Annotated in this window: 9 protein-coding genes; 4 read left to right on the forward strand and 5 right to left on the reverse strand. The window is 74.0% G+C overall.

Annotated elements, in window-relative coordinates:
- Positions 1 to 4: 4 nt before the first annotated feature.
- A complete protein-coding gene (locus tag ACFUJ1_RS16315; RefSeq protein WP_378646292.1) occupies positions 5 to 7,567 on the reverse strand; it encodes a type I polyketide synthase in 7,563 nt (2,520 codons plus the stop codon).
- A gap of 372 nt (positions 7,568 to 7,939) precedes the next feature.
- Between ACFUJ1_RS16315 and ACFUJ1_RS16320 the strand changes: the two genes are divergently transcribed.
- The gene (locus ACFUJ1_RS16320) at positions 7,940 to 8,818 is read left to right on the forward strand and encodes a LysR family transcriptional regulator (protein WP_378646566.1); all 879 of its coding nucleotides are present in this window, start codon (positions 7,940 to 7,942) and stop codon (positions 8,816 to 8,818) included.
- Positions 8,815 to 9,276 (forward strand): cupin domain-containing protein, encoded by a 462-nt coding sequence (locus ACFUJ1_RS16325; RefSeq protein WP_378646294.1) that lies wholly within the window; start codon positions 8,815 to 8,817, stop codon positions 9,274 to 9,276. The genes ACFUJ1_RS16320 and ACFUJ1_RS16325 overlap by 4 nt, the downstream gene beginning before the upstream one ends.
- A 3-nt stretch (positions 9,277 to 9,279) precedes the next feature.
- On the opposite strand, the gene ACFUJ1_RS16330 is transcribed toward ACFUJ1_RS16325, so the two are convergent.
- Complete coding sequence (locus tag ACFUJ1_RS16330; protein WP_378646296.1) at positions 9,280 to 10,317, reverse strand: alpha/beta hydrolase; 1,038 nt, start codon at positions 10,315 to 10,317, stop codon at positions 9,280 to 9,282.
- A 467-nt stretch (positions 10,318 to 10,784) separates the two neighbouring features.
- On the opposite strand from ACFUJ1_RS16330, the gene ACFUJ1_RS16335 reads away from it, so the two are divergent.
- Complete coding sequence (locus ACFUJ1_RS16335; protein ID WP_378646298.1) at positions 10,785 to 11,759, forward strand: MaoC family dehydratase N-terminal domain-containing protein; 975 nt, start codon at positions 10,785 to 10,787, stop codon at positions 11,757 to 11,759.
- A gap of 72 nt (positions 11,760 to 11,831) precedes the next feature.
- On the opposite strand, the gene ACFUJ1_RS16340 is transcribed toward ACFUJ1_RS16335, so the two are convergent.
- Genes ACFUJ1_RS16340 through ACFUJ1_RS16350 form a run of 3 tightly spaced genes read right to left on the reverse strand, consistent with a single transcriptional unit; the run spans position 11,832 to position 14,860 of the window.
- Complete coding sequence (locus ACFUJ1_RS16340; protein WP_378646300.1) at positions 11,832 to 12,941, reverse strand: alpha/beta hydrolase; 1,110 nt, start codon at positions 12,939 to 12,941, stop codon at positions 11,832 to 11,834.
- Positions 12,938 to 13,840: an acyl-ACP desaturase gene (locus ACFUJ1_RS16345; protein WP_378646302.1), complete on the reverse strand. Its 903-nt coding sequence runs from the start codon at positions 13,838 to 13,840 to the stop codon at positions 12,938 to 12,940. The genes ACFUJ1_RS16340 and ACFUJ1_RS16345 overlap by 4 nt, the downstream gene beginning before the upstream one ends.
- A 60-nt stretch (positions 13,841 to 13,900) precedes the next feature.
- The gene (locus ACFUJ1_RS16350) at positions 13,901 to 14,860 is read right to left on the reverse strand and encodes a transcriptional regulator (RefSeq protein ID WP_378646304.1); all 960 of its coding nucleotides are present in this window, start codon (positions 14,858 to 14,860) and stop codon (positions 13,901 to 13,903) included.
- A 545-nt stretch (positions 14,861 to 15,405) separates the two neighbouring features.
- Here ACFUJ1_RS16350 and ACFUJ1_RS16355 point away from each other — a divergent pair.
- Positions 15,406 to 16,956 carry an acyl-CoA carboxylase subunit beta gene (locus ACFUJ1_RS16355; RefSeq protein ID WP_378646306.1) on the forward strand — a complete coding sequence of 517 codons (1,551 nt, stop codon included), beginning with the start codon at positions 15,406 to 15,408 and terminating at the stop codon, positions 16,954 to 16,956.
- Positions 16,957 to 16,959: the final 3 nt, after the last annotated feature.

The following is a 16,959-nucleotide window of genomic DNA, read 5'->3' on the forward strand; positions in this document are numbered from 1 at the left end:
GGTGTCAGGAGATACCGAGTTCGGAGCCGATGAAATCGATGAGGTCGTCGTCGGAGGCGCTCGCCAGGGCCGCGGTCGGGTCGGTGCCCGGCGCGGTGGCCTCGGTGAGCCGGCGCAGCCGGTCCAGCGCGACGGCGCGGTCGGCGTCCGGGATGGCGCTGCCCGCCAGCACGTCGGCGATCCGCTCCAGGTCGGCGAGCACGGTGTCGAGCAGCGGCGGTGGAGCCGGGGCCAGCCGGTGCAGCAGCAGGTCGGTGAGCGCGGCGACGGTGGGGTGGTCGAAGACCAGGGTGGCGGGGAGCTCGAGCCCGGTGCGGGTGCTCAGCCGGTTGCGCAGTTCGACCGAGGTGAGCGAGGTGAAGCCCTGGTCGCGCAGGCCGCGTTCGTCGTCGATGGCGGCGGTGCCGGTGTGGCCGAGTGCGGCGGCGACCTCGGTGCGCACCAGGTTTTCCAGGTGCGCGCGGAGTTCGGCGGGGTCGAGTTCCGCGAGGTCGGGGCCCGCGGCCTGCTCGGGTTCGGGGAGGAGCTCGGCGAGCAGCCCCGGTCTGGCGTTGGTGGCGGGCCAGTCGATGTCGGCGACGATCACGCGGGGTCGGCCGTCCGCGACCGCTCGTTCCAGCGCGTCCAGGGCGGTCTCCGGGTTCATGGGGCGCAGGCCGTTGCGGCGCAGCTGTTCCGCCGCGTCGGCGCCAGCGATGCCGTCGCCGTCCCAGTGGCCCCAGGCGATGGCGGTGGCGGGCAGGCCGAGCGCGTGCCGGTGCTCGGCGAGCGCGTCGAGCACCGCGTTGCCCGGCGCGTAGTTGCCCTGGCCGGGGCCTGCGACCGTGCCGGTGACGGAGGAGAAGAGGACGAACGAGCGCAGCGGCAGGTCGCGGGTGAGTTCGTGCAGGTGCAGTGCCCCGGCGACCTTCACCCGGTGTACCCGCTCGATCCGCTCGGGATCCAGGCCGGTGACGAGGGCGTCGTCGAGGACGGCGGCGGTGTGCACCACGTCGGTGAGCGGGCGGTCGGCCGGGATGGCCGCGAGGACGGCGGCGATGGCGTCGCGGTCGCCGATATCGCAGGCGACGACGGTGGCGCCGAGTTCGGCGGCAAGGGCGGCGGCGCCGGGTGCGTCCGGGCCGCGGCGGCTGAGCAGGAGCAGGTCGGTGGCGCCGTTGGCCGCCAGACGGCGGGCGACGTGGGCGCCGAGTGCGCCGGTGCCGCCGGTGATGAGGACGGTGCCGGTGGGGCGCCACGTCACCGGTGGACCGGCGGGTGCGGCGGGGACGATGCGGCGGGTGCGGGTGGTGTGGGCGGTGACGGCGAGGTTGGGTTCGTTCGCGGCCAGTGCCGCGACTACTCGGGGAGCGTTCGACGGGTCGTCGGGGAGTTCGAGAACCGCCGGGCTCGAACCGGTTTCGACGGCCAGTACGTCGAGGAAGGAGCGGTGCCAGGCGGCCTGCGGAGTGTGCACCGGGTCCGGGGTGAGCACGCGCAGGGTGTCCGGGCGCGGGACCGCGCGAGCCAGGGCAACGCTGTCCGCGAGCGTGCCACCCGGGGACAGCGGAAGCAGGGAGACGACCCGGTCCGCGCGGTCGGCGAATTCGGGCACGGTTCCCGGCTCGAGCCGCAGGGTGCGCACGGTGACGCCGTGCGCGGTGAGCGCGGCGGTGAGCGCTGCCGCCCACGGGTCGGCGGCGCCGTCGGCGGGGGTGACCAGCAGCCAGGTGCCGCGCGGGACGGCGGCGGAGTCGGGGATGTCGCGCCACTCGACCCGGTAGGTCCAGGAGTCGACGGCCCCGGCCGCGGCGCGGCGGGTGCGCCAGGTGTCCAGGGCGGGGAGCAGCGCGGACAGTGGCTCCGCGGCAACGCCGAGGGTGGCGGCGAGCGCGGTGCCGTCGCGCTCCTCGACCCGCTCCCAGAACCAGCGGTCGGCGGCGGATTCGGTGCCTGCGGGCTCCTCGATCCAGTAGCGGGTGCGCTCGAAGGCATAGGTGGGCAGCGTGATCCGCGGTGCCGGGGGGACGATGGCGGCCCAGTCCACCGGGTGCCCGGCGGTGAAGACCGTCGCGGCGGCGGTGAGCAGGGCGCGCACCTCGTCCCGGCCGGCGCGCAGCGTCCCGGTGGCGACCGCGGCGTCCAGAGTGTGCAGCACCTGCGGGGTGAGCACCGGCTCGGCGCCCAGCTCGAGGAAGATCCCGGCCCCCGCCGTGTGGGCGGCGCGCACCGCGTCGGCGAAGCGGACGGTGCCGCGCAGGTGCCGCACCCAGTAGCCGGGATCGGCGAGGTCGGCCGGGTCGATGATCGCGCCGGTGCTGTCGGAGACGATGGCGCGGTCGGCGGCGCGGAAGGTCAGCCCGGCCACCACCCGCTCGAACTCGGCGAGCACCGGGTCCATGAGCGCGGAGTGGAAGGCGTGCGAGACGGTCAGCCGCTTGGTGCGATGGCCCGCTTCCCGGAGCGCCTCCGCGAGGTCGAGAACCGCCTCCTCGGCCCCGGAGACCACGACCGCGCGCGGCCCGTTCACCGCCGCCAGCGAGTACTCGCCGCGCGCGACAGCCGCGACCTCCTCCTCGGTCGCCTCCACCGCCACCATGGCGCCGCCGCGCGGCAGCGCACCCATGAGCCGCCCGCGGGCCGTGACCAGCCGCGCGGCGTCCGGCAGCGCGAGCACCCCGGCGACGTGCGCGGCGACGACCCCGCCGATGGAGTGCCCGGCCACGAACTCCGGCTCGATCCCCCAGGATTCGAGCAGCCGGAAGAGCGCGGTCTGCACGGCGAAGATGACCGGCTGGGTGTACTCGGTGTCGTCGATCGGCCCGTCCGCGCCGAAGGCCACCTCGCGGATGGGGTGGGCCAGGGTGCCCGCCCGATCCAGGGCGTCGGCCGCGGCGTCGAAGGCCACGCGGAAGGCAGGGAAGTGCTCGTACAGGTCGCGGCCCGCTCCCGCCCGCTGGCTGCCCTGGCCGCTGAACAGGACGGCGAGACCGCCGGTGACCGGGGTTCCGGTGATGACGCCGGAGGTGGGTTCACCCGCGGCGAAGGTGGCGAGGGAGCCGGGATCGAGCACTACCGCGCGGGTGTCGAAGACGGTCCGCTGCCGGACGAGGGCCGAGGCGATCGCGCCCGGATCCGCGGTGCTCGTGGCGAGCCTCGCCGCCTGGCCGCGCAGTCCGGCTGCGGAGCGCGCGGACAGCACGAACGGCGCGGGGTGGTGGGCTCCGGCCGGTCGCGCCGCGGCCGCGACGGCACCCGGGGGCGCCTCCTCGATGACGACGTGCGCATTGGTGCCGCTGATCCCGAACGACGAGATCCCGGCCCGCCGGGGGCGAGCCCCGGCCGCCCACGGCTGCCGCTCGGTGAGCAACCGCACCGCACCGGACTCCCAGTCCACGTGCGGCGACGGCGCGTCGACGTGCAGCGTGGCGGGCAGCACCCCGTTGCGCAGCGCGAGCACCATCTTGGTCACCCCGACCGTCCCCGCCGCGGCCTGGCTGTGCCCGATATTCGACTTCACCGACCCCAGCCACAGCGCCGCCGCCCGATCCCGCCCGTAGGTGGCGAGCAACGCCTGCGCCTCGATCGGGTCACCGAGCGCGGTCCCGGTTCCGTGCGCCTCCACGGCATCCACCTCGGCCGCGTCGAGCCCGGCGTCGGCGAGCGCCGCGCGGATCACCCGCTGCTGCGCCGGGCCGCTCGGCGCGGTGAGCCCGTTCGACGCGCCGTCCTGGTTCACGGCGGTGCCGCGCACGACGGCGAGCACCTCGTGGCCGTGCCGCCTGGCATCCGAGAGCCGCTCCACGAGAAGCAGACTCACCGCCTCCGCCCACCCGGTCCCGTCGGCGCCCGCCGCGAACGCCTTGCACCGGCCGTCCGCCGCCAGCCCGCGCTGCCGGGAGAACTCGGTGAACATGCCGGGGTTCGCCATGACCGTCACCCCGCCCGCGACCGCGAGATCCGCCTCGCCCGCGCGCAGCGCCCGCACCGCGAGATGCAGCGCGACCAGCGACGACGAGCACGCGGTGTCCACGGTGAGCGCGGGCCCCTCCAGCCCGAAGGTGTAGGCGACGCGCCCGGAGAGCACGCTCGGTGCCGCACCGGTCAGCCCGAACCCCTCCGCCGCGCCCGGCATCCGGTGCAGCCGCGGGCCGTACTCCTGCGGGGACGCGCCCAGGTAGACGGCGGTCCGCGAGCCCGCGAGCGTCGCCGGGACGATGCCCGCCCGCTCGAACAGCTCCCAGGTGGCCTCCAGCACCAGCCGCTGCTGCGGGTCCATGGCGGTGGCCTCGCGGGGCGAGATCCCGAAGAAGGCGGCGTCGAAATCGCCTGCCGCGTCGAGGAAGCCGCCGCGGTGGGCGTAGCTGGAGCCGGGGCGGTCACCGGCCGGGTCGTACAGGTCGGCGAGGTCCCAGCCGCGGTCGCGGGGGAAGCCGGTGATGGCCTCGCCCTCGGCGGCGAGCAGGTCCCAGAGCTGCTCCGGGCTGTCGAGGCCGCCCGGGTAGCGGCCGCTCACCGCGACGATCGCGAGTGGTTCCGCGGGGTCGGCGGTCGCGGTGGCCGTGGTCTCCCGCCGCTCGCCGGCGAGGTGCGCGGCGAGCGCGGCCGGGGTCGGGTGGTCGTAGACGGCGGTCGGGTCGATCCTGGTGCCGAGTGCGCGGGTGAGCGCGGTGGCGAGTTCGGTGGCGCCGAGGGAGTCGAGGCCGAGTTCGCGGTAGGTGCGGCGGGGGTCGATGCGGGCGGGGTCGGTGTGGCCGAGGACCGCCGCGGTGGTCGCGAGGACCAGGGTTGTCGGGTCGGGGCGGGACGATTCCGCAGTGCGTGGAACCCCGTCGGAGCTTGTTTCGGCTGCCCCGGAGGAGTGGCCTGCGGCTGCCGCGCCCGCGGCGTCGCGCTCGCCGACGTCCGCGGTCGGACCGGAATGAGAGGTGCGCTCGGTTGCCCCGTCGCCCGGGGCGAAGGTGTCCAGCCAGTACCGTTCGCGCTGGAAGGCGTACGTCGGCAGCGACACCGGCTCGGCAGGCGGAACGACGGCCGTCCACGCCACCGCGTGCCCGTGCGCGAACACCGTCGCGGCGGCGGTGAGCACCGTCTGCGCCTCGTCCCGCCCGCGGCGCAGCGTCCCGACCGCCACCGGCAGATCGGACAGTTGCGGAGTCAGCACCGGCGTGGCCCCGACCTCGACGAACACCTCCGCACCGAGCCCGCGCAGGGTGCGCGCGGCAGCGGCGAAGCGGACGGTGCCGCGCAGGTGCGCCACCCAGTACGCCGGGTCGGAGACGTCGGTGAGCACCGCGCCGGTCGAGTCCGAGACCAGCACCGGGCCGGTCGGCGCCAGGAAGGTGAGGCTCGAGACCACCTCAGCGAACTCGGTGAGGATCGGCTCCATGGCCGCGGAGTGGAAGGCGTGCGACACCGCGAGCCGCTTGGTCCGGCGCCCGCCGGCAGCGAGCCGCGCGGCCACCTCGGCCACGGCCCCCTCCGCGCCGGAGACGACCACGGCCCGCTCCCCGTTCACCGCCGCGATCGACACACCGTCGATCAGCGCGGCCCGGACCTCGGCCTCCGTCGCCTCGACCGCGACCATGGCGCCGCCGCGCGGCAGCGAACCCATGAGCCGGCCGCGCGCGGCCACCAGCCGGGCGGCGGCGTCGAGCGACAGCGCCCCCGCCACGTGCGCGGCGACGATGCCGCCGATCGAGTGCCCGGCGACCGCGGCGATCTCGATTCCCCAGGATTCGAGCAGCCGGTACAGGGCGGTTTCGACGGCGAAGATCACCGGCTGGGTGTACTCGGTGGCGTCGATCGGGCCGTCCGCGCCGAAGGCGACATCGCGGATCGAATGCTCGGCCGCGAGTTCCCGATCCAGCAATGCGGCAGCGGCATCGAAGGCCGCGCGGAACACCGGGAAACGCGCGTACAGCTCCGCTCCCGCCCCGGCGCGCTGGCTGCCCTGCCCGCCGAACAGCACCGCCACCGAGCCGTCCACCCGCGTGCCGGTCACGGTCCCCGGCCCGCCCGTGCCCGCCGCGAGCGCCGTCAGCCCGGAGTTCAGCGCTGCCCGATCAGCGGCCAGAACGACGGCCCGCGCACCGAGCACCGCCCGATCCCGCACCAGCGCGGACGCGACAGCGACCGGTTCGGCACCCCCCACGACCCTCGCCAGCCGCTCCGCCTGCGCGGGCAATGCCTCGGCCGACGCCGCCGTCACGACGAACGGCAGCACCGCCGCACGCTCGGCGCCCGGCTCCCCCGGCCAGTCGGCCGCACGAACCCGCACGACCGGCTCGGGCTCGCCACCGCGCGACACCGGCCACCCCGGACCGGACGAAGTCCCCTCCGCCGCCGACGCCACGATCACGTGCACATTCGTCCCGCCCATCCCGAACGAACTCACCCCCGCCACCGCGAGTCCATCGACCTCCGGCCACGGCTCGCGCACCGTCACCACCCGCACCGCGGCCGAATTCAGCCCCGGATGCGCCCTGACATGCCCGAGCGTCGCCGGAATCTCCCGATTCCGCACCGCCAGAATCACCTTCAACAGACCGACCAGACCGGCAGCACCCTCCAGATGCCCGACATTCGGCTTCACCGACCCCACCGCGACCGGCCCGCCGACACCCCCGAACACCGCGGCGAGCGCAGCCGCCTCCACCGGATCCCCCACCGGCGTCCCGGTCCCGTGCAACTCGACGTACCGCACCTCCCCCGCCCGCACCCCGCCCCTTGCCTGCGCCCGCCGGATGACAGCGGCCTGCGCCTCCGCCACCGGCACGGTCAGCGCCGCCGCGTCCCCGTCGTGCGCGAGCGCGGTGGAGCGGATCACCGCGTGCACCCGATCCCCGTCGGCCACCGCCCGCTCCAGCGACTTCAGCAGCAGCACCACCCCGCCCTCGCCGCGCACATACCCGTCCCCGTCCGCGTCGAGAACGGTCGCCCGCCCACTCGGCGAAACCCCGCCGAACCGCTCGGCCACCAGCGCCGCCCCCGCGGTCAGATTCAGATTCACCGCCCCCGCGAACGCCGCCGAGGATTCTCCGCTGCCGATACTCGCGCACGCCGCGTGCACCGCCGCCAATCCCGACGACTGCGCGGAATCCACCGAGAAACTGGCCCCCCGCAACCCGAGAACATGCGAAAGCCGATTGGCGAGCACCCCGCGGCTCAACCCGGTCAGCGTGTACCGCGTGACCGCGGAATCCCCGGCCTCCTGCGTCAACGCGGCATAGTCGCTCGCGATGGCACCGACGAAAACCCCGGTCTCGGTCCCGCGCAGCCCCGTCGCCGGAATGCGCGCGTCTTCGGTTGCCTCCCAGGCGAGTTCGAGCAGCAGCCGCTGCTGCGGGTCCATGGCGGCGGCCTCGCGCGGGGCGATGCCGAAGAAGGCGGCGTCGAAGCGGTCGACCTCGTCCAGGAAGCCGCCGGTCAGCCCGGCGATCCGGGGATCGGCGGCGGCCCGGCGCGGCGACGGGCGCCCGATCGAATTCTCCGCATCGCGCAGGAGCCTCCAGAACCGGTCGGGATCATTCGCGCCTGGCAGCCGGCAGGCCACACCGACGACCGCTATCGGACGAAAATCAACCACCTGAATTATCTCCCTCTGATCCGGGGGAATTGCCGCCGATTCGACCGGCGCTTTTCGCAATTGTGCGGTTCCCGGAATAACCCGGCAACCCGATATGAGTTGCCTCACAGCGCGGCCGGACCCCACCGAAACCACTGCTGGACAGGGCTTTCAGTGCCCATTGATCGGCAAGCCCGATACCAGCGGATAAGAAACTCCGATCAGAGGCTATTTACGATCGCCCCCGGAGAAATTGCGCGCAGCAACTCTCTTAACAATACCGGAGTGAAACCGGAGCCCTTGTGATCGCCGCGATTCAAAGGGTGCGCTACGCCCGAGATGTGTAGTTCGATTGTTGCCCAGGGATTCTCGACGAGGGGTGAAGTGACGGCTATGGCGGACCCGCTGGATCTGGTGCATCTGAGAACACTCGTCGCGATCGCCGACACCGGAGGATTCCGGCGGGCGGCGGACGCGCTGCACCTGAGCCAGCCGACGGTCAGCCAGCACGTCCGGCTGCTGGAGCGCAGGCTCAAGCGCAGGCTCGTGCAGAAGGAGGGGCGTGGCTCCCGGTTCACCACCGACGGTGAGCGTTTCGTCGGCGAGGCGCGCACGCTGCTGGCCGCGCACGACCGGCTGCTCGACCGGTTCGTCCCGGCGGACCCGGACCGGATCACCATCGGCTCCACCGAGCACGCGGGCGACGGCCTGCTGCCGGAGCTGCTCGGCGTGCTGCGCGCCGCGTACCCCGACGTCTACCTGCGCTTCCGCATCGATCGCTCGACCAGCCTCACCGATTCGGTGACCAAGGGCGCGCTCGACCTTGCGGTGGTGCTCGGCGGCAACAGCGAGCCGACCGGCGCCGAGGTGGGCGAGCTGGCGCTGCGCTGGGTGGCGGCGCCGGGGTGGCAGGCCGCGGCGAGCGGCGGGCAGATTCCGCTGGTGGCCTTCGAGGAGCCGTGCGGGCTGCGCAGGCGCGCGGTGCACCGGCTGGCCGAGCAGGGGCACAGCGTGACCGTGACGGCCGAGTCGGGCACCCTGGACGGGGTGCTCGCCGCCGCGCAGGCCGGGCTAGGCGTCGCGCTGCTTCCCTTCCACGGCGCGGTGCCGCACGGACTGGCCGAGGTGACCGGGTTCCCGGCCATGGGCACCATCGACGTCCGGCTGGTGACCCGCCGCGGCCTCGGCCCCGATATCGAGCTGACCGCGATCGAGACCATCACCGCGCACTACCGCTCGATCACCGGCCGGCGGCTGCGGGGTGCGGCGTGAGCGCACCGGACTGGCGGAACGACGGGGTCCGCGTGATCAGGGCGGACCAGCTCGACACCGATACCCCGCAGACGCCGGGGATGAATCGGGCCGCGGCCATCGACGCGGCCAGGGCGGGGGCGCAACGGATCTGGGCGGGAACGGTGGTGATCCACCCGGACGCCAAGACCGGCGCGCACCACCACGGCGAGCTGGAGAGCGTGATCTACGTGCTGCGCGGGCGGGCCCGGATGCGCTGGGGCGAGCGGCTGGAGTTCGTGGCCGAGGCCGGTCCAGGCGATTTCATCTTCGTGCCGCCGTTCGTGCCGCACCAGGAGATCAACGCCAGCACCGACGAGCCGCTGGAGTGCGTGCTCGTCCGCAGCGGTGGCGCGGCGGTGGTGGTGAACCTGGACATCGAGCCGGTGGAGAAACCGGACACGGTGCACTGGGTCGACCCCATCCACCGCCACCCCTGACCGCTACTCCGGCACGCCCATCCCGCGCGCCAGCACCGGCCAGGACGCCTTCAGCGCGTCCTGCCAGTAGCCCCAGGAGTGGGTGCCGGTGGGCTGGAAGTCGAAGGTGGCCGGGATGCCGAGCCCGTCCAGGCGCTGCCGCAGGTTCTGCGTGCAGACGTTCACCGCCGCCTCGATGACGCCGCCGAGCACCAGCTGGTTCAGGTAGCCGCGCGGGCCGGGCTGCATGTGCGCGCCGTTGAAGACGTCGTAGTGCCCCGGCACGCCGCTGCCGGTGGAGACGAAGAGCTCGAGCCCGCGCAGCCGGTCGGCGTGCACGTACGGGTCGTTGGCCGCCCAGGCGGGATCACCGGCCGGGCCGTACATGTTGTCGGTGTTACCGCCGCCCCAGGTCTCCACCGCGAGTTTGACGAATTCCTGCCCGAGCGGGTCGCTGATCTGCGCGCACCCGCTGTAGGCGGCGACCGCGCCGTAGAGCCCGGGCGCGGCGATCGGCAGCTGCAGCACCGAGGTGCCGGAGGTGGAGAGCCCGGCGATGGCGTTGGCGCCGGTGGTGGCGAACTCGGCGTCGACGAGCGGCGGCAGCTCCTCGGTCAGGAAGGTCTTCCACCGGTTGAGCCCCAGTTTCGGGTCGGGGGCGCGCCAGTCGGTGTAGTAGCTCCAGCGGCCGCCGACCGGCTGCACCACGTAGACGTCCTTGGTGGCGAGGAAGCCGGTGACGACGTCGGTCTGGCGCTGCCAGGTGGCCGAGTCCTGGCCGCCGCCACCGCCGTTGAGCAGGTACAGCACCGGGCGGGGCTGCTCGGGGTCGGCCGGGCGGAGCACGTCGACCATGATGTCCTGGCGCATGGCGGCCGAGTAGACGCGCAGCTGCACCGTGCGGTCGTCCTTCGCCCAGCGGCCGGTGATCGCGGGGGCGTCCGGTGCGGCGCCGGCGGGCACCGGCGGCCCCGCGGTGAGCGCGGCGGCGACAACGGCGACCGCGAGGGCGCGCAGGGCGCGGGCTCCGGTGCTGCGGCGGGATCGGCTCGGGCCGAACATGGGCGGTTCCGTTTCTCTTCGGGGCTCCCGGTGGCGGCCGAGGCCCACCGGGCCGGGTGGCCCGGTGGGTTCGGTCACCCGCGCGCTGCGGGCGGGGCGGTCGGCGGGGTCGTGCGTGTCCGCCCCGCCCGTGCGGTGCGCGGGTGCAGGCGCATCCGCGGAGCGGATCGGGGAGCCGGTCGGCCCGCCCGCGGATGCACGCCGGGGGTGCGGTCGACGCTACGACCCGGGCCACCCGGTTCCACTCCGCTCCGGAGCGTTCCTGGACGACTCACGAACACCGCTCCGGCGGTCCGGTGACGGACCACAGGAAGCCTTTTCGCGGAGGTCGCGTGGTGCCGCCCCAAACGGCGCGCCGGCTTTCGGTGACATCTCCAGACAATGCCCGGCGGCGGCCGGCGCCGGGAGTGCCCGATTGATCATGTGGGAATCGGTCCACGAACGGGGGAACGGCGACAGGAGTTCGAATGCGCAACACCGCTACCCGCCGGGTTCCCGCGCCGGAGCACCGGATCGACGGGCACCGCTACCGGGCGACGGCCCGGGTCGAGGTCACCGCGCACGCCGTCCGGGAATTCGCCCGTGCGGTCCGCGACTTCCATCCGGCGCACTCCAGCGCGGCGGCCGCGGCCGAACTCGGGTATCCGGCGCTCATCGCGCCGCCCACCTTCAGTTCGATCGTGCTCGGGCGGGTGCAGCGGGAAATCCTCGACATCGTCGGCTCCGGTTCGGAGCGCGCGCGCATTCTGCACGCCGACCAGGTGATCGATATCGGGCGGCCGCTCTTCGCCGGTGATCTGCTCGGCTGCGACATCTACTTCGAATCGTTCCGGCAGTTCGGCGACTACGACGTCATGGCGATTCGCAGTGCGCTCACCGCTGCCGACGGGACCGTGGTGCAGACCGGGTCGGCGGCGCTGCTCGCGTGCACCGGTGAGCGGGAGTCGGTGCTCGGCGAGGTCGCACGGCGGATCACGCGGCGCGGTTACGCGCCGGTCGACGGGCCCGCCGGGGAGGCGCCGCTTCCCACGCGGGCGCCGCGGCCCACCGTGCGCTTCGACGAGCTCGCGGTCGGGACCGAGATTCCGCCCGGCTCGCTGCTGCTCGCGCACGAGGATCTGGCTCGGTTCGCCGCCGCCACCGGTGAGCCGGTTCGGGCCGACGCGGGCGGTACCGCTCCCGGCATGCTGCAGCTCGGGCTGGCGTCCGGGTACGTGAGCAACTGGCTCGGTGACCCGGGTGCCGTCACCCGGATCCATGCCCAGTTCGGCAGTTTCACGCACTCTCTGCGCATCCCCGCCTCGGGCGCGGTGGCGGTGACGTTGCGCGCCCGGGTCGACCAGCTCGACCCGCGCGAGCGCCGCGCCACGCTCGCCATCGACCTGCGCTCCGGAGGGCGTCCCCTCTTCGGCTACGCCGCCGCCGAGATCCGCTTCCCCTGAACCCGCCTCGGCGCCGCACGGGGAACGACCCCGGCTGCCCGGCAACGACTTCCGCCGCGGCTCGGGCGACGGTCAGGCGGGGCCCTGCTCGGTCAGGGAGGGCTCGAGCGCGGCCCAGGTGCGCGGGAGCTGGGCGGCGAAGTCGGGCCAGGTGTGCATGCCGTCCGGCGCGTACTCCACCGTGGCGGGGATGCCGAGCTGGGCCAGCCGGCCGGCGAAGAGCTCGGTGCAGGCACGCGAGCCCGCCTCGAGCGCGGCACCGCCGCCCGCCTCGGCGAGCGCCTCCGGCACCGAGGGCGCCTGGGCGATGCTGACGAGGTCGGCGGGGGTCGGCAGACCGGGCGAGGCCGAGAGGTAGACGGCGGTGCCGCGCAGCGTCTCGGCGCCGAGCACGCTGTCGTGCGCCGCCCACTCCGGGGAGGTCGGCGGGCCCCACAGGTTCTGCACGTCACCGCCGCGGGAGGCGACGGTGATGGTGGTGACGGCGCGGCCGAGCGGGTCGGCGGTGGAGTAGCACCCGCTCATCCCGGCGACCGCCCGGTACATGCCGGGGTGCCGCTGGGCCAGCATGATGGCGGCCTGCGCCCCCATCGAGACCCCGGCGACCGCGCGCCTGCCGTCCGAGCGCAGCAGCGACTCCACGATCGGCGGCAGCTCCTCGGTGAGGAAGGTTTCCCAGCGGTTCAGCCCGAGCGCGGCGTCGGTGCGCTCCCAGTCGCTGTACATGCTGCCGGTGCCGCCGCCGGGGACGACGACGTCGACCGGCTTGTCGGCGAAGAACTCGGCGGCCCTGCCCTTGGTGAGCCAGGCCGAGGTGGCGTCGCCGTCCACCCCGTCGAGCAGGTAGAGCACCGGGCGCGGGCCGGAGCCGGAGCCGTGCAGCACGTCGACCGTGATGATCCGCCGCATCCCGGCCGAGGCGATGCGCAGCGTCTCCCTGCCGTCGCTCCGCATGATCCGCTCGACCAGCCCGGACCTGGTCATCGCCGGGTCGATCGGCGGCGGGGTGGCCGGGGTCGCCGCGGGATCGGCGGGGCCGAGCGCGGGCGGGGCGGGTGCGGGCGGCGGCAGCGGGCTGCCGGACGGCGCCGCCACCACCCCGGTGCCGGAGGCGATGGCGAGCGTGAGCGCCGCCGCGGCGGCGACGCCGAGCGGGACGCGGCGGCGGGTCGCGCGGTTCATCCGGCCGCCGCCAGCGGTAACGCGGAGCCGGCGCGGCACCGGGCGGCCTGCTCGTCGAGGTAGGCGTCGAGCGCGGCGCGGGCCCGCTCGCCGTCGGGGCCGAGTTCCCGGTCCGGCACGCGCCACATCCGCAGCGTGGGAAGCAGGACCTCGGTCAGGTGCACAGTGGGGTCGTACCCACCGTAGGCCGCGAAAATCGCCGCTTCCCTGCCGAATCCGGGCAGTGCGGCGTGCGGTGGCCGGAAGCCGGCGACCACCTCGGCCACCGCGCGCATGCCCGCGTCCGGGGCCAGCGCGAGCGCGGCGGCGGTGAGATCGCGGAAGAAGATGAGGTGCAGGTTCTCGTCGGCGGCCACCCGGCGCAGCAGCCGCTCGGTGGCGGGCTGGGTGCTGCGCGCGCCGACCCGCCGGTACGCGGTGCGGATGGCGGCGTGCGCGAGCGTCGCGTAGACCAGCGCGGGCAACGGCCCGGCATCCGCCGCGGGCCGGCGCACCCCGGCGTCGGCGCGGGCCAGCCTGGCCGCCTCGAACTCGGCCGGGTCGGCGATGCCGGTGCCGATCAGGTAGTCGCGGAGCACGATCGCGTGCCTGCCCTGCTCGGCCGTCCAGCGCCCGATCCAGGCGCCCCACGCCCCCTCCCGGCCGAAGGCCGCGCACAGCGCGCGGTGCCAGGCGGGCAGGTCGTGCTCGAGCAGCGCGAGCGCGGTCAGCATGCGCCTGGTGCCCACGTCGGATTCCGGAATCGGGGCAACGAGGTGAATTCCGTGGCGGTCGGCGATATTTCGGCCGCGCGGGCGATGCTCGTCGGGATCCCAGGTCCGCGCCTTGCGCAGATGATCGCGCAGTGCGCGTCCGGCCACCGGTTCGAGATCACGCGCGATTGCCCGGTCGGTCGGCATTGCAGAACTCCTCACCGGCCCGGAAACGCCGGGCCCACCTGCCACGATAGGCAACGGCGCTCAGGCGGAACGACCGATCCGCGCGGCGTTGGGCGGAGTGACGACTCCCCTGCGCGCCTGCTGGGGCGCGTCACAAGCGCGGCCGTCGGCGATATCCGGAATGGAATAGAGCCCGGGGCCGCGGCCGGACTCGCGGATATCGTCGAGCATATCGTGCGCGCGCGCGGCCAATTCCGGAATGCGCCCGGTGGCGCCCGCGGTGACGGCGGCGGTGAGCGGCACCTCGGCGGCCTCGCTGAGCACCGCGAGCGTCTCGGTGCGCATGGTCGCCGCGGTCAGCGCGGCATCGGCGTCCAGCGGGACGAGTACGGTGCCGCCGTGGTTACCGAGCAGCGCGAGCGCCCTGGAGCCGAAGGGGTTGGCGAGCGCCGCCTGCACCCGGCGCAGCTTGCGTCGGGCCACCGAGGCGGCGCCGAAGCCGCGCTCCTCATCCGGATGCGGGGGAATAGCCAGCGCGACCACCTGGTAGGACTCGGCCACCCGGATCCCGCTCTGCCGCGCCATCCGGTGCACCCCGTGCCCGCCGAGCAGCGCGGCGACCAGGGTCTGCGCGGCGGTCTGGTGCTCGCGAGCGACCGCCCTGTGCTCGTCGGCGTAGGCCGCGGAGGCGAGCACGGTGACCCGCTCCAGCGCGCGCAGCAGCAGCTCGGCGCCCTCGACCACCGGCAGCGCCTCCGGCCCCGACTCCTCGGCCAGCAGTTCGAGCCCGGCCCGCACGCCGTCGTGGCAGGCCTCGAGCACCGCCTCCAGCGAGACGCCCTCGCGCGCCCAGCGCGCCGCCGACCCGCTCGGATCGGTCGCGGCGGCGGTGCTGCGCGGGCGCAGCGACCGCGCCGTCTCGGCGAGCAGGGTGCGGGCGGCGTCGGCGACGTCCCCGCCGGGCAGTGCCCGCCCGCGGGTGAGATGTTCGACGAGTTTCGATTCCAGGCTCGCCGCGCTGGTTCCGTGTGTGCCCACCATGACTACCGAAGGCTAGCGATCCGGAGCCGGAATGCACCCGCTCCGACCCCTTCTTGCACCCAAGTCATCAGGCCGCCGCCGAGCCCTTGGGGGGAATCACAAGCAGATCACGGCGGCCGCCGGATTCCGGGCCGACGATAGCCGGTGCCGGTGCCGGAATCGTCCGCGACCAGCGGTCCAGCCGGGTAACGGAAATTTCGGAACAGCCAGGCAGCGAATTGGATCCGCCGCTCGACAGTCGCCGCATTGTTGCCGAAGCGCGATGGAGACGCAGCGCCGGCCGCGCATTCCCGGCGCTGCGCCGCGGCTACGATAAACCCACCGGAGACCGGCCCGCGGCAGCGGCGGGCATTTGTGGATACCTTCATGACGTGGCGCCGCGGCGCACAGGGACCGCACACAACACGCGCCGCCGCCCCGGCTGTGAAGTGTCAAGGAATCACCCCGGCCCCTGCCCCGCGGGGCGCTGACCGCTAGCATCGGGCCTTCGCCCGCCGACGGGCACGGGCGACGCCGAGAGTTCGAAGAAGGTAGACGAGTAGACGATGAGCGGTACCCGAGAGAAGCTGGAACAGCTGCAGGCCGTCCTCGAGCTGGCCGGGGAGCCTGCCGGCGAGGCGGGGATCGCCAAACGCAAGGCCAAGGAGATCCCGAGTGCCCGCGAGCGGGTCCGGATGCTGCTCGACCCGGGCACCTTCGTCGAGATCGGCGCGCTCGCGCGTCAGCCCTACACCGACAACGCCATGTACGGCGACGGCGTCGTCACCGGCCGCGGCTACATCGACGGCCGCCCGGTCGTCGTCGTCGCGCACGACCAGACCGTGTTCGGCGGGTCGGTCGGCGAGATGTTCGGCCGCAAGGTGGCGGCCGCGCTCGACTTCGCGCTGCAGAACGGCTGCCCGGTGGTGGCGATCAACGACTCCGGCGGCGCCCGGATCCAGGACGCGGTCACCTCGCTGGCCTGGTACGCGCGGATGAGCAGGCGGCAGGAGGAGCTCTCCGGCTTCGTGCCGCAGGTCTCGATCATGCTCGGCAAGTGCGCGGCGGGCTCGGTGTACGGCCCGGTGAACACCGACATCCTGGTCGCCACCGAGAACTCCTACATGTTCGTCACCGGCCCCGAGGTCATCAAGGCGGTCACCGGCGAGGAGGTGACGATGGAGGAGCTCGGCGGCGCCCGCGTGCAGGCCGACAACGGCACCATCCACCACGTCGCCACCACCGAGCGCCAGGCGTTCGACTGGGCCCGCAAGTACCTCAGCTACATGCCGACCAACTGCCTGGAGACCCCGCCGCTGGTCAACCCCGGTCTGGAGCCGGAGCTCACCGACTCCGACCGCGAGCTGGACACGATCATCCCGGACTCGGACCGCGCGGGCTACGACATGCACGAGGTCATCCTGCGGTGCTTCGACGACGGTGACTTCCACGAGATCGCCGAGGACAGCGCGCGCAACCTGATCGTCGGCTTCGCCCGGGTCGACGGCCGCGCGATCGGCGTCGTCGCGAACCAGCCGATGCAGCTCGGCGGCGCCATCGACGCGGCGGCCTCGGACAAGGCCACGCACTTCATCCGGCTCTGCGACGCCTTCAGCCTGCCGCTGGTCTTCCTGGTCGACAACCCGGGCGTGCTGCCCGGCGTCGAGGAGGAGCGCAACGGCGTCATCAAGCGCGGCGGCCGGTTCTTCCGCGCGGTGATCGAGGCGACGGTCCCGATCGTCACCGTCGTCATCCGCAAGGCCTACGGCGGCGGCTACGCGGTGATGGGGTGCAAGCAGCTCGGCGCCGACATCAGCCTGGCCTGGCCGACCGCGCGGATCGCGGTCATGGGCGCGGAGAGCGCGGTCGGCATCGTCGGCAAGCGGCAGCTCATGAAGGTGCCGGAGGAGCAGCGGGCGGCGGTCCGCGATTTCATGATCGACCAGTACAACACCACCACCGCCACCCCGTGGATCGCCGCCGAGCGCGGCTACATCGACGCGGTGATCGAGCCGTCGTCCACCCGGCTGGAGATCCGGCGCGCGCTGCGGCTGCTGCGCGAGAAGGAGCTCACGAAGCGGCACAACCCGCGCAAGCACTCGCTCTTCCCGGTGTAGGCG

Source organism: Nocardia sp. NPDC057227 (assembly GCF_042669725.1).
Lineage (GTDB): Bacteria > Actinomycetota > Actinomycetes > Mycobacteriales > Mycobacteriaceae > Nocardia > Nocardia asteroides_A.